The organism is Mucilaginibacter roseus (assembly GCF_021215455.1).
Taxonomy (GTDB): domain Bacteria; phylum Bacteroidota; class Bacteroidia; order Sphingobacteriales; family Sphingobacteriaceae; genus Mucilaginibacter; species Mucilaginibacter roseus.
In genome coordinates this window covers 137,031-149,692 of sequence record NZ_JAJPWV010000006.1, presented here as the reverse complement: position 1 = coordinate 149,692, position 12,662 = coordinate 137,031, and the positions used below count along the sequence as shown (strand labels likewise).

Here is a 12,662-nt window from a genome sequence, read left to right as displayed (position 1 = left end):
TTACGTTTGATATGGGAGTATAACAATAAATTCCGATCCATGGTTCACTTTACTTTTAACCACAATATCGCCATCCATAAAATTAACCAGTTCCTTGCAAAACGCCAAGCCCAGTCCAACGCTGCCATTTTGGTTGTACTGATTTTCGAGGCGGTAAAATTTCTTAAATATGTTACCCAATTCAGCTTTAGGTATGCCAATACCCTGATCGGTAAATGTAAATATAACGTTCTTTTTGTCGCGATAGGCTTTTATTGCCAGCACCTTTTTTTGTGGGTGCGAATACTTGTAGGCATTCTCAATCAAATTCTGAAACACACTACCCAGCATCACCGGATCGGCATAAAAATGATCTACGTCAGGCTCAATCTCCAGGCTTATCTTAAAATCGTGATATTTGATGCTGAAGGTTTCGATGTAACGCTTAATAAAGCTTTCAATATCGATACCTTCCTTTTTGGTGGCGATAGACCGGTTCTCCAACTGTGTGAACGATAACAGGCGGTTCATCAGCTCATTTAGCTTATCAGCCTCTTCATCCAATATGCGCCCGTAATGTTTAAGCTGCCTTTCGCTAAGCGGGTTTTCGCCGCGCAGGTTAGAACCGGCAATCTTTATAACACTTACCGGCGTTTTAAACTCGTGGGTAAAGTTGTTTATAAAATCGTACTGCAGCTTAAACAGCTTCATGTTCACATTCAGGTTGCGATAAATTAGCCATGCGGTAAGTAACAGGAAGAAATAGATAAGCAACGCAATACCGCCAATAGGCATAAAGCGGCGGTTGATCTCGTTATTCAGGTGCGACCTGTCTGAAACGAAGTATAGCTTATAATTTGAAAAAGCACCGGGTAAGGCTACTTCCGTTACTATCTTGCCCTGCTCAATATATAGCGGATCATACACCACCGGCTCAACGGATATCTTCTGATAGAGCTCTCCGTGCGGATTTTTTACCCGTATAAAAGCCGGATCGAGCAGGAAGGTCATCATGTTTTGTTTGAAAAAGGATTGCTGGCTGTTCTTCTGCATCTCCTTATACATTTTGATGTCCTGCCGGCGAGGTACGTTCAGGTAGGATATCTTATCGGGCTTTACATCGTAAAACGTACGGAACACCTCATTTTGAGAGGGCACATTTACCGTATCGGCACGATTAATAAACTCATTTAATCGCCCTGCCATCGCTCTGAAATCAGCCTCGTTAGCCGGGCTGTAGCGTTCAACAACGTTTACCTTAGGCCAATTGGGTGTATACTCGTATACGGATTGCACAAATATACCCAAACGGTTGCGCCTGGCCGGGCGCTTACCTATGCGGATATCATAAAATATTACCCGGCGAACAAACGCGTAATTGGTAAATACTGATGCGGCATAATTTGCAGCCGATGACGAATCCAGAAAACCCTGGTAAGATGTTACCTCCGGAATCTTATTCTGAAAAAAATCATTGTATGGCGATATGGTTTGCTCGAGCACATCAATCTTTTTTGAGGCAAACTCGTTCTCCACATATTTACCGGTAAGGCTGTAGGCGGTAATAAAGGCGATCACCAGCAAAATGGTTATCAGCACCATGAATATGATGATGAGCGAAAAGTTTTTTCGGTACAGATTGCGTTGTGCCTTAACCATAGCCCGGCTTAGTTTTTAGCCGATAAATTAGTTTCGAGAAACTTCTCCATTTCGGTATACATCAATATACGGTTGGCCTCGTTACGGAAGAAAGACCGCTCATCATTTTTAAGGATGTAATTTACGGGCACCTTCTTTTTGCGGAGCTCAAGCACAAACTGGTTGAGCTCGGTAATATTAGCCCTGATATCCTTGCCCCCCTGTAAAATCATGATTGGTACCTTTATTTTATCGGTATGGAAAACCGGCGATATTGCCCTTAAATGCTCGGCATCCGTTTCCGGATTGCCAACCATTTCATAGGTCATTTTAAGGTACGGCTTAAAAAATGGCGGTGCATCCTTTATAAAGGTGAAAAAGTTTATCAGTCCGTTTTGTACGATGGCACAACGATACATACCCGGGTGAAATGACACCCCATAAAGCGCCGAAAAACCACCAAAGCCGCCGCCATAAATTGCAATACGTTTAGGGTCAGCAATCTTTTGATCGATCAGCCATTTAACGCCATCCGTTATATCATCCTGAATTTTGCCACCCACCTGTTTAAAACCCGCATTGCGAAAAGCCTTGCCATAGCCTGCCGAGCCCCGATAGTTCATTTGCAGCACTGCATAACCGCGGTTAGCCAAAAACTGTACTTCTGCATTGTAGCCCCAGTTGCTGCGAGCCCAGGGGCCTCCGTGCGGCATTACCACCACGGGCAGGTTTTTACCATTGCTACCCAAAGGCAAGGTTAGGTAACCGTTTATTTCTAAGCCATCCCCCGCTTTGTACGACACCGGCTTCATTTCTGACATTTGGTCTGCTCGTATGCTTGAATTGCTCTCGCCAATACGCGTCAGCTTAGCGCTTTTGTAATCATACAAGTAGTACGAGCCCGGGTCGCGGTCGGAATAAGTATAAACAATGAATTTCTTTTCGGCACTGTCGCGGTCAATTATCCGGGTTTCGTTGCCCGCAAAATTACTGCTAATGCGGTCGTACAGCGCTTTTACGCTGTCGCTAAAAAAATGCTTTTGCGGCTTTGCGCCATCCCAGGCGGCAAAATCCATGCGGTGTTTATCTTTAAAATATTCCACATACATAATATCCGCGTCGTCTCGCTTAAATATTACAGAAAGCTGCTTTCCAGTTTGAGCATCTATTTTTACCAAAGCCATTTTATCCTGCGAGAGGTTAGATAAGGCGTAAAAATTCTCACCGTTGCCGGTGAGTGCAACCGGCCTTATAGCATCCCTAAAATTACTTACAATAACCGGCTTAAATGGCGCCTGCTCGGTAGGGCGGTATAGTATAGTGGTATTTACCCCATCGGACGCTCGGGCTAATAAAATACGGCCGTCGGTATCAGTAATCCAATCCGTTATGTCGCCGGGATTTGTTATGTATAGATCCAGCGCCCCAGTACGAATATTTAAATGGTACACATCAAATATACCTTCATCGCGTTTGTTAAGGCTTACGGTGAGCACATCAGGACTCGTACGGCTCCGGTTAAGTAACCTGAACTTAACTTTATGGCCCGAAAATATGGGCCGCGTTTTAAACGTATTTACGTCGAGCGCGAACATCTTCAGGCTATCGGCAGCAACCATGTCACGGCTGTAGATAATCTGGTTATTATAGGTCCAGAAATAGTCGGTAACCGGGTAATCACTGAACTCGGTAACCATACGGCCCTTACCATCAACCAGCGATTGTACAAATAAATTCTGCTTGCTGTTATGTGATTTTAAATAAGATATGTATTTGCCATCAGGCGATATGCGGAAGAACGACCGGTCGGGCGTTTTAAAAAAGTCAAGTACAGGTATTTTCTCCGGCGATTTTTCGGTACATGAAATCCCCCCGGCAAGTATCAGCAAAAAAAACAATAAGCGCCAAACACGCAACATTACACTCATCAGGCCCAGTTATAAAATGTTAAATTAAAGTATTTTAAAATTATCTGCTTAAAATGTCACCATAATTTTACCCGGGGCAACATAAATCAATGATGCACTGCGTTTAATGTTTGAAAAAGGTATTTTTGAAAATGATGTTTAAGCTGCGCGCCCTCATATTTACTGCCTTAATAATGTGCTGCAGCAATATATTGTATGCACAAAACAGTGAGTTGCGCCTGGCCCAGCAATACAGCGCTAATGGCGAACTGCAAAAAGCCTCAGACATCTACCAAAAATTGTATAAGCAAGGAAATGAGGCCTACTACCCCTTTTACGTGACTAACCTAATTGCCCTCAAGAACTTCGATGAAGCAGAAAGCATCACTAAAAAGATGATTAAAAAGTTTCCGGATGAGAGCGAATATAACCTGAAACTCGCCACTATATACGCACTTAAAGGTGACAATGACAAAGCCAATAACATTTACAATTCGCTGATTGATAAACTACCTGCCGAACCGGGCGCTGTATCCATGCTGGGTATGCAACTGTACCAGGGCGGCAGTATGGAATATGCCATCAAGGCCTTTAAACAAGGGCGTAAGTTGCTTAATAACAACACCGCCTTCGCAAATGAGCTAATTGCATTATACCGGTACAACCGCGATAAGGCATCGCTTACCGAGGAATATCTTAATTATCTGCCGCAAAATCCGGGTTATATTAATCAGGCTAAAAATACGTTGTCGGCACTTTTTGAGGATGCAGATTATGATGTTTTAAAAGCCGCTTTATTTAAGCGCATACAGAAGTACCCTGGCGAGGCAGCCTACACGCAACTGTTAACCTGGTTATTACTACAGCAAAAGGAATATGATCAGGCCGTTAACCAGGCCATAGCCCTTAACCGGCGCAGCAACGCCGATGGTGAAGATATTATTGAGCTTTGCCGCGTACTGGTTGAAAATAAGGCTTATGATGAGGCGATAAGAGGATATGAATACGTAGCAGGAAAGGGGCAGAACGACCGTTGGTTCATTACAGCCAAAATTGAACTGACCGATGCCAAGAGCCAAAAGATAACATCGGGCGTGTATACGGCGGCCGATTTGACCAGCCTGGAGCAGGATTATAAGGACCTGCTTAAGCAATTCGGTCAATCGGCGGCAACTGTTTTCGCTATGAAGAAGCTGGCCAACCTGCAGGCTTTTAAGTTGCATAAATTGCAGGAGGCGCAACTGCTATTGCAGCAGGCCATAGCATTACCCGGTTTAAAACTCCAGGCATTGGCCGCGTGTAAGCTGGATTTGGGCGACCTATATTTGCTTAATGGTAAGCCCTGGGACGCTACGCTGCTTTACAGCCAGGTTGAAAAGGACAAGCCTGATAGTGATACCGAACAGGATGCCAAGTTACGCAACGCTAAACTGGCTTACTACACCGGCGACCTGGAATATGCTAAGGGGCAACTGGGTATATTAAAAGCAGCTACATCAAAACTAATAGCTAATGACGCGCTTAACCTGCAATTGCTCATCACTGATTATTTAACCAGCGACAGCACCGGTGCGGCGCTTAAGATGTATGCACGGGCGGATATGTACATCTTCGCTAATCAACCGGAAAAAGCCATGCGTACGCTGGATAGTATCGACACAAAATATCCGGGCAACTCGCTTACCGATGATATACTGATGGCTAAAGCCCGCATCATGATTGGCAAAAAGGATTACGCCGGCGCAAGCACTAACCTTAAAACCATTGCCGATACCCATTCAACCAGTCTTTGGGCTGACGATGCCGTTTTTATGCTGGGCGACCTTTATGATAACAATTTAAATAATAAAGAGCTGGCGAAAGCATATTACCAGAAAATTATAACCGACTACCCCGGTAGCCTGTGGCTGAACGAGGCCCGCAACCGTTTCCGGGTATTACGGGGCGATAATCAGGGCACCTGATATTTTTGTATTTTTGCCGTATGATAATTTATAACGAGACCGTAATAGTGGAAGAAGGTACGCATACCGCATGGCTTGCCTGGCTGCAGCAAACCCATTTGCCGGCTATTATGGCAACCGGCCACTTTAAGCATTATAACATATTAAACGTGATGGACTCGCCTAATGAAGGCATTACCTATTGCGTACAATACCACGCGGATAAACTTGAAGACGTAGAGGCGTATTTTAACAACCATCTTGATATCTTTCAGGCGCAGCAACAGCAACGTTTCGAGAATAAGTTTGTAACCTTCAGCACGCTTATGCAAACCGTACCGACTATTTATTAAGTGCTGTTTGTATAGATACAAGAAAGGGATCGCTTTTTCAAAAACGATCCCCTTTTTTTGCCTATTTGCCTGATGTTATTTATTGTTAATCAGGTTATATAGTTCATCCAGTTTAGGGCTGAGTACAATTTCAATACGCCTGTTTTTGGCCAGCGCTTCAGGTGTATTACCCGGATCAATTGGCTGGAACTCGCCTTTACCGGTGGCTGTTATACGTGCAGGATCGATATGCTGTTCCTCAGTCAAAAAACGGCTTACCGAGGTAGCGCGCAGCACGCTTAAATCCCAGTTATCCTTTATTTGGCCAAGGTTTTTAATGCGCTTGTTATCGGTATGCCCTTCAACGGATATATTGATATCTGCCTCTTTATTTAATACAGCAGCCAGTTGCGTAAGCGCCTGTTTACCTTTTTCATCAATCACAATACTGCCCGATGGAAATAAAAGCTTATCTGTTAATGATACGTATACTTTACCGTTACGGATATCAACGCTTAAGCCGCTTTGCTGAAAGCCCAGCAACGCTTTTTGTAGTTTATTTTTTAGGGCGTTGGTAGCCTCATCGCGCTTGCGTAAAATCTCTTCAACTTCTTTCAGCCTGGCTTCACGTTTTTGCAGATCGCTTGACAGTTGGTTTACTTTGCTCGAGCTTGCGGTGTAATTGTTATTAAGTGTTTTGTAATTGCTGTTCAAGTCGGCCAGCTCACGGCTCAACCGCATCGAATCGCCTTTGAGGCGCGACAGTTCTTCTTCCAGCGTTTCTGACCGGCGGGTGAGCGAATCAATCTGCGCCAGCATAGCTTTATGCTTTTTAGGGGATAACACCACGCACGACTGTATGGCCAGTGCACCAAATAATAGAGCGAAAAGGTACTTTATCTTCATAGTTTAAACAATTGCGTTGTTAAGGAACAGGTTAAGCGGATAAATGTGGTTGCACAATGATGCAACTTTTGCCACCAGGTCTTTCTTTACCACCTCGGCATCAGTAAGTTTACGCCATGCTACAAAGCTTTTGAGTTTCAACAGCTCGATATTCTCGTTATCGGCGGCGTAATCGCGCGGGTTGGTTTTCAGCTTTTCCTGCTCGCGGAAATGGCCAAAAAGCTTAACGAATTCCGGCGCGTCAACAATGTCTTTCAGTTCTTGTGCGTTGTAATCTATCTCTTGCCGTATGGCTTTTAAATGATTGCCTTCGGGCATCCAATAACCACCTGCAACAAATGAATTGCCGGGCTCAATCTGCACATAATACTCAGAGCCACGGCTACCGTTAGGGTGCTGGCGCGGAATGGTTATACCGAAATTCTTTTTGTAAGGTGTTTTATCAGGACTGAAACGGATATCGCGATATATCCTTAAGACACACTTTTTAGGGTCGGCCTCTGTATTGATATCCGGATCTGATTTGCCTATCTCCTTTATAATTAAAGCGGCAAATTCAATAACATTTTCGCGTGCCGCGTCGTGCCTGGCTTTGTTGGCCATAAACCAGTCGCGGTTATTGTTTTGGGCGAGTTCCTTTAAAAAATCAAGCGTTTCCTTTTTTATCATAGGTAATTTTAAGGGCTGACCGCTTGCAGTAAGAGGGCAGATTTTTTAATTAAGATGCAGCTTTTCGTTTCGCATGTTTAGCTCAACGTTTTCTTTACGGCGATACTTTTTGTACCATATGTAGCCACCTATCGCGGCTGCTATGTAAGGCATGGCCAATAGATAAAGTATACCATTGTTAAGGCCTGCGGTTTCGTTGCCGCCATTTTGCGCGTCAGACTCTACAGTGGCCGAACACATGGCACATTGCGCCATCACCACATCGGTGCTCAGCAGTACTAAACCGGCAGCCAGGGCAACAAAAAACAATTTAAAAGCCTTCATACAACAAAGTTAACTAAAAATGATAATACGGAGATATCATCAGGTAAACTACTACGCCGGTTATGGTAACATAAAGCCATATCGGGAAAGTCCATCGCACGAGTTTACGGTGTTTTTCAACCTGCATTTGCAGGCCGCGATAAAAACTCAACAGTATTAACGGTAATACCCCGGCCGCAAGTATGATGTGCGTAACTAAAATTATAAAGTATACATAACGTATTCCGCCTGCCTGGGCTTTTTCGGCTTCAGAAACCAAGTGATCGCCGTTAATATCGCCAAACTTGGTTTCGGGTGCCAGGTAATGAAACAATATGTATGATACCAGGAATAATGATGACAAGCAAAACGCGGCAATGTTAACCCGCTTGTGCATAGCAATATTGCCCTTTTTGATAAAGTACAGCGATACCAGCAACAGTACCGAACAAGTACCGTTGAATATGGCGTTCAGTTTCGGTAAAAAGTAAGTAAATGACGGCAACTCGGCCGGTGCCGGTATTATTTTACGGTTCAAAACAATAACCACCAGCAGCACAAATATGGATACAGCAGCTACAAAACGGAATATGAACTTATCACTCATGTCAATAAAATCAATTAGGGGCTTTAATCTTACGCAGTTCCTCGGCTATCTGCACCTTAATCTCATCATTGAGTTTATTTACTTCGGGGGCAGATGTGCCGGTATAATAACCGCGTATATGTTTATCGGCATCTATCAGTATCAGCTTATCGCTAAAAACAAATTCTTTATCGTTAACCTTAAGCGCGTTAACCAAAAAACCTTTACGGGCAAGGTTGTATATTGAAGCGGTATCGCCGGTTAAAAACAGCCATTTGCCCGGGGGCACATCCTTGTAACGCAATGCGTACTCCTTCAATACTTCCGGTTTGTCCTGTTCCGGGTTTACCGAGACAGATAAAAAGTAAACCATATCGTTCTTGCGGTAGTTAAGCGCAAGTTTACGAATGTTGTCATTAATGCTCTTACAAACTTCGGGGCAACCGGTGTAGAAAAAACTTGCCACAAATATCTTTTTCTCAAAGTCGGCTGTAGTGACCGCCTCGCCGTTCTGGTCGGTTAACGAGAAAGCCGGAAGCTGATGGTAGGTGGTATCCGCAATCTTTTTGCCGTGAAACTTATGGAACGTGCCCGACAACGTTTTAGGGCCAAAGTAATTAAGCCCTTTATAACGGTTTTTACCGCCAACGGTAAGTAAATAATATAAAAATCCCGGTACTGCAAGTATGAGTACCAGGATTATCAATTTTTTTCCTAAGCCGGAATTGCGCATTATCTGATTAGATCGATCCAGTGGTGGCTTTCGTTTGTAAGTACCAGTATTAAACCGATAATGAACAATATAGGTACTACCAGCGAGTAGATCAGGCCTACCTTTTCAAATTTAAGGTGCATAAAGTAAGCTACAATGTAGAATGCTTTAGCCAAAGTAAGTATGATGTAAATAGGATTAGCCCATTCAATCTTCATACCATGCGGAACAAGATACAATGCTATGATAAACTCGATAACCGTAATACCAAGCAGGATGAAAAACACCTGCCAGATTTTACCACGGCTCATTGAAGCATGCTCTTCGTGGCCATGCTCATTATGCGCATGAGCTTCAGTATGTTGTGCTGACATAATTTCTTTTTTTATTTATCAGTGGATAAAATCAAACTAAATAGAAGAAGGTAAATACGAATACCCAAACAAGGTCTACAAAGTGCCAGTATAAACCAACTTTCTCAACCATCAGGTAATGACCGCGACGCTCGTAAGTACCTGCCAATACGTTAATCAGGATAATGATGTTGATAATAACACCGCTGAATACGTGGAAGCCGTGGAAACCTGTAATGGTAAAGAACAGGTTAGCAAACTGCTGTGTATATGTTGGTGATGCTGTACCGGCTTCTTTAAAAAAATGGTCTAATTCTTTTGGAATACTGCCCCACCAAAAACCTTCGTGGTGCAGGTGGCTCCACTCTAAAGCCTGGCAACCCAGGAACATAAAGCCACCAATAACGGTAGCTACCATCCACCAGGCTACTTCCTTTTTGGCGTTACGATGACCGGCCTCAACAGCCAACACCATAGTAACCGAGCTCATGATGAGTATAAACGTCATGATACCTACGAAAACCAGCGGGGCGCCGTGATCTATCATACCTGGCACTGATTGAAAAACCAGCTCGGCTGATGGCCATGCATCCGCGCTGAAGCGCAAAGCACCATAAGCTATTAACAACGATGAAAAGGTGAATGCATCCGACAGGAGGAAGAACCACATCATCATTTTACCGTACTCTACCGAAAAAGGTTCACGACCTCCGGCCCACGGCGTAGTTTTAACTTGATCAATTTGTGATACTGTTGTACTCATTTGTACTCGTTTGTAGAATTAATTATTTCTGGTTCAAAAGTAAAAAAACATACAGATAAATCCATATAATATCGACAAAATGCCAAAATATAGCCGACATTTCCATCCAAAAAACACGTTTTACCTGTGGTATATTACGGTAGCTCCCTACCAGTGAATTTAGCAACAACAACAACCCGGCCACTATGTGCAGCAAGTGCATCCCGGTAAACACATACATAAACGATTGACTGGCGTTAGGGTTTACAAAATAAACACCCATACCTACCAATTGGCTCCATCCGTTTACCTGCAAAGCGAAAAAGGCTATACCTAAGGCTATGGTAACCCATAAAAACAGGCGTTGAGTACTAAACTGCAATCGCTTTGCCGCTCTCGAAGCTAAAAACATACTTACACTGCTTAAAGCTATAGTAATGGTGCTGTACAAAAATATTGGTGGAATAGCGATATCAAGGCCCTTGCCTTTACCGCCCACATAAACTATAAAACCACTTGTTAACGCGGCAAACATCATGAACGATGAGAACACGATAAGCCACATTACAAACTTTTTGGGCGTATAGTCAACTCTATCTTTTTGTTGTTGTATCTGAGCCATCATCATTACACTTTTCCTATAAAATCAAATAAAAACATCAACTGTACCACCGGCAGGTATAAAAACGAGCCATACATCAGGCTTTTGGCCGACTTAATGTCGCGGTTGCGCATCAGCATAAAGCCCTGGTACAAAAATACTAAACTTAAAATTAACGATACCACGCCCACATAAATGCCGCCATACCCATAATAAGTAGGTAGTAAACTCACCGGCAACATAATAATAGTAGAAGCAAAAGCAAATACAGCACTTACAGTATCGCGGTTGCCAGATGGTAATAACCTAAAACCGGCCAGCTTATAATCATCATCCAACACCCAGGCGATAGCCCAAAAGTGTGGAAACTGCCAAACAAACTGTATAGCGAACAGCACCAAAGCTATTTCGTCAATTTTTGGATGCGCGGCTACATAACCAATAAGCGGCGGCAACGCGCCCGGTATAGCGCCGACAAATACGGCTATCGGCGATTTACGCTTTAAAGGCGTATAAGCAAAGGCATACAATAAAAGGGAAAATACGGAAAGAAAACCTGCTGTAGGGTTCAAACTGCCTAACAGGTAAGTACCGAATATGCCCATAAATAAACTCAATACTAACGCTTGCCCCGTAGTCATACGTCCGGCCGGGATTGGCCTGTCGGACGTACGTTTCATCAGCTTATCCAGGTCTTTCTCGATGATCTCGTTGAAACCGTTGGCCGCCGATGTAACCAGGAAACCGCCGATAATCAGCATACCCCAGTTTTTCCAGTCGATAACGCCATTAACCTTACTGCCGATCAGGAAGGATATGGAAGCGGAAAAAGTTACCAGGAAGGTAAGCCGCAGTTTAATCAGTTTTGAAAAATCCCCGGCCTTCATATCCTCCCCCCCTGCACATCAACCGAACGGTATAAGTTTAAAAACAAATAAAACTGCGCGCCGAACATTAAACTGGCTAATAATATATGCGACGCCTGCGCAAACGGCGGCAATGCCCAGTACGATAACACCACGCCGGTAACAATCTGCAGCATAATCAGCAAAAAGGTTATACTCATAAACTGCTGCTGTATGGAATGACGGCTAAAGTTCTTTCTGAGCAAAGCGTAAAGTAACACGTTTACAATTAGTACCAGCATAGCAAGCGTGCGGTGACTATGGAAGATTTCACCGGCATTTTCAACCCATGTTTCACGATAACCACCTAATAAATGATCGGCAACCGAATCTATTTTCTCGCGCACCTCAGTACCTATTGCTATTTGAATTAATGACAGGGCCAAAGCCAAAACAGTAATTACATAAATGATGCCCTTTTTGTGGATACGCGGCCTCCCTAAAGTTTTGGCCATGTGGTAGGTCGCTATGCTGATAGCTAATATGGCTATAGCAAGCAACATATGTACAGTCACGATCCAGGCCACCAAATTGGTTGACACCACTATCGACCCCAGCCAAGCCTGGTATATCACTAAAAACAGGTTAAATACGCTCAAAACCACAATCCATTTATTACTGCGCCAGTAGCTGAACGAATAAACAGCGCTAAGCAACAAGAATATGCCACATACTGCACCAACAAGGCGGTTAATATATTCTGTCCAGGTTTTGGTAGCATTAAATTCCTCGGGAATTAATATAGACCGATCTTCACGAATACGGCGAGCCATATCATTATAACCAAAAAGATCGAGCGTTTTAGCAAAACGCTGGTTTTTTAATTCGCGCTTCTTAACGTATTGCTCTTTGTAATCCCTGGGTAATTGCGATACATCTGTAGGCGGGATGTACTGCCCAAAGCACTTAGGCCAATCCGGGCATCCCATGCCTGAGCCGCTGCTGCGTACTACACCACCGGCCAGTATCGTCAAAAAAAGCAAAACAACAGTGATAAGGGTTATCTTCTGAAATCTGTTTCCTGCTTTGTTACTCATTATAATTCCTAAAAATTTAGGGTATCTGCCAGGGAATTCATTCCGGTAC

14 protein-coding genes are annotated in these 12,662 nt (G+C 43.6%); 2 read left to right on the top strand and 12 right to left on the bottom strand.

Annotated elements, in window-relative coordinates:
• Positions 1-1,638: a sensor histidine kinase gene (locus LT679_RS17310; RefSeq protein WP_232178929.1), complete on the bottom strand. Its 1,638-nt coding sequence runs from the start codon at positions 1,636-1,638 to the stop codon at positions 1-3.
• A gap of 8 nt (positions 1,639-1,646) precedes the next feature.
• Entirely contained in the window at positions 1,647-3,545 is a 1,899-nt protein-coding gene (locus LT679_RS17305) for a S9 family peptidase (protein ID WP_232178928.1), read from the bottom strand.
• A 110-nt stretch (positions 3,546-3,655) separates the two neighbouring features.
• Between LT679_RS17305 and LT679_RS17300 the strand changes: the two genes are divergently transcribed.
• Together LT679_RS17300 and LT679_RS17295 are read left to right on the top strand one after the other, a co-directional pair.
• Positions 3,656-5,488 (top strand): tetratricopeptide repeat protein, encoded by a 1,833-nt coding sequence (locus LT679_RS17300; protein ID WP_232178927.1) that lies wholly within the window; start codon positions 3,656-3,658, stop codon positions 5,486-5,488.
• A 20-nt stretch (positions 5,489-5,508) separates the two neighbouring features.
• Positions 5,509-5,820 carry a DUF4286 family protein gene (locus LT679_RS17295; protein ID WP_232178926.1) on the top strand — a complete coding sequence of 104 codons (312 nt, stop codon included), beginning with the start codon at positions 5,509-5,511 and terminating at the stop codon, positions 5,818-5,820.
• 75 nt (positions 5,821-5,895) lie between these two features.
• On the opposite strand, the gene LT679_RS17290 is transcribed toward LT679_RS17295, so the two are convergent.
• The 10 genes from LT679_RS17290 to LT679_RS17245 are packed head-to-tail and all read right to left on the bottom strand — an operon-like array spanning position 5,896 to position 12,613.
• On the bottom strand, positions 5,896-6,705 hold the full coding sequence (locus tag LT679_RS17290) for an OmpA family protein (protein ID WP_232178925.1): 810 nt from the start codon (positions 6,703-6,705) through the stop codon (positions 5,896-5,898).
• Between the two features lie 3 nt (positions 6,706-6,708).
• The gene (locus tag LT679_RS17285; RefSeq protein ID WP_232178924.1) at positions 6,709-7,374 is read right to left on the bottom strand and encodes a DUF2461 domain-containing protein; all 666 of its coding nucleotides are present in this window, start codon (positions 7,372-7,374) and stop codon (positions 6,709-6,711) included.
• Positions 7,375-7,419: 45 nt separating this feature from the next.
• The gene (locus LT679_RS17280) at positions 7,420-7,698 is read right to left on the bottom strand and encodes a hypothetical protein (RefSeq protein ID WP_232178923.1); all 279 of its coding nucleotides are present in this window, start codon (positions 7,696-7,698) and stop codon (positions 7,420-7,422) included.
• Positions 7,699-7,711: 13 nt separating this feature from the next.
• A complete protein-coding gene (locus LT679_RS17275) occupies positions 7,712-8,284 on the bottom strand; it encodes a DUF420 domain-containing protein (protein ID WP_232178922.1) in 573 nt (190 codons plus the stop codon).
• Positions 8,285-8,294: 10 nt separating this feature from the next.
• Complete coding sequence (locus tag LT679_RS17270; RefSeq protein WP_232178921.1) at positions 8,295-8,996, bottom strand: SCO family protein; 702 nt, start codon at positions 8,994-8,996, stop codon at positions 8,295-8,297.
• Positions 8,996-9,349 (bottom strand): cytochrome C oxidase subunit IV family protein, encoded by a 354-nt coding sequence (locus tag LT679_RS17265; protein WP_232178920.1) that lies wholly within the window; start codon positions 9,347-9,349, stop codon positions 8,996-8,998. The genes LT679_RS17270 and LT679_RS17265 overlap by 1 nt, the downstream gene beginning before the upstream one ends.
• Positions 9,350-9,380: 31 nt before the next feature.
• Positions 9,381-10,091, bottom strand: coding sequence for a cytochrome c oxidase subunit 3 (locus LT679_RS17260; RefSeq protein ID WP_232178919.1), 711 nt, complete (start codon positions 10,089-10,091; stop codon positions 9,381-9,383).
• Positions 10,092-10,113: 22 nt separating this feature from the next.
• Entirely contained in the window at positions 10,114-10,698 is a 585-nt protein-coding gene (locus tag LT679_RS17255; RefSeq protein ID WP_232178918.1) for a cytochrome c oxidase subunit 3, read from the bottom strand.
• Entirely contained in the window at positions 10,698-11,558 is an 861-nt protein-coding gene (gene cyoE / locus LT679_RS17250; protein ID WP_232178917.1) for a heme o synthase, read from the bottom strand. The genes LT679_RS17255 and cyoE overlap by 1 nt, the downstream gene beginning before the upstream one ends.
• A complete protein-coding gene (locus LT679_RS17245) occupies positions 11,555-12,613 on the bottom strand; it encodes a COX15/CtaA family protein (RefSeq protein ID WP_232178916.1) in 1,059 nt (352 codons plus the stop codon). The genes cyoE and LT679_RS17245 overlap by 4 nt, the downstream gene beginning before the upstream one ends.
• Between the last annotated feature and the right edge of the window lie 49 nt (positions 12,614-12,662).

Bases quoted from the DNA above. Each gene is read 5' to 3' on its own strand.
- LT679_RS17260 (WP_232178919.1), bottom strand. From the start codon at position 10,091: ATGAGTACAACAGTATCACAAATTGATCAAGTTAAAACTACGCCGTGG.
- LT679_RS17295 (WP_232178926.1), top strand. From the start codon at position 5,509: ATGATAATTTATAACGAGACCGTAATAGTGGAAGAAGGTACGCATACC.
- LT679_RS17255 (WP_232178918.1), bottom strand. From the start codon at position 10,698: ATGATGATGGCTCAGATACAACAACAAAAAGATAGAGTTGACTATACG.
- LT679_RS17280 (WP_232178923.1), bottom strand. From the start codon at position 7,698: ATGAAGGCTTTTAAATTGTTTTTTGTTGCCCTGGCTGCCGGTTTAGTA.
- LT679_RS17270 (WP_232178921.1), bottom strand. From the start codon at position 8,996: ATGCGCAATTCCGGCTTAGGAAAAAAATTGATAATCCTGGTACTCATA.
- LT679_RS17245 (WP_232178916.1), bottom strand. From the start codon at position 12,613: ATGAGTAACAAAGCAGGAAACAGATTTCAGAAGATAACCCTTATCACT.
- LT679_RS17310 (WP_232178929.1), bottom strand. From the start codon at position 1,638: ATGGTTAAGGCACAACGCAATCTGTACCGAAAAAACTTTTCGCTCATC.
- LT679_RS17290 (WP_232178925.1), bottom strand. From the start codon at position 6,705: ATGAAGATAAAGTACCTTTTCGCTCTATTATTTGGTGCACTGGCCATA.
- LT679_RS17285 (WP_232178924.1), bottom strand. From the start codon at position 7,374: ATGATAAAAAAGGAAACGCTTGATTTTTTAAAGGAACTCGCCCAAAAC.
- cyoE (WP_232178917.1), bottom strand. From the start codon at position 11,558: ATGAAGGCCGGGGATTTTTCAAAACTGATTAAACTGCGGCTTACCTTC.
- LT679_RS17275 (WP_232178922.1), bottom strand. From the start codon at position 8,284: ATGAGTGATAAGTTCATATTCCGTTTTGTAGCTGCTGTATCCATATTT.
- LT679_RS17305 (WP_232178928.1), bottom strand. From the start codon at position 3,545: ATGAGTGTAATGTTGCGTGTTTGGCGCTTATTGTTTTTTTTGCTGATA.
- LT679_RS17265 (WP_232178920.1), bottom strand. From the start codon at position 9,349: ATGTCAGCACAACATACTGAAGCTCATGCGCATAATGAGCATGGCCAC.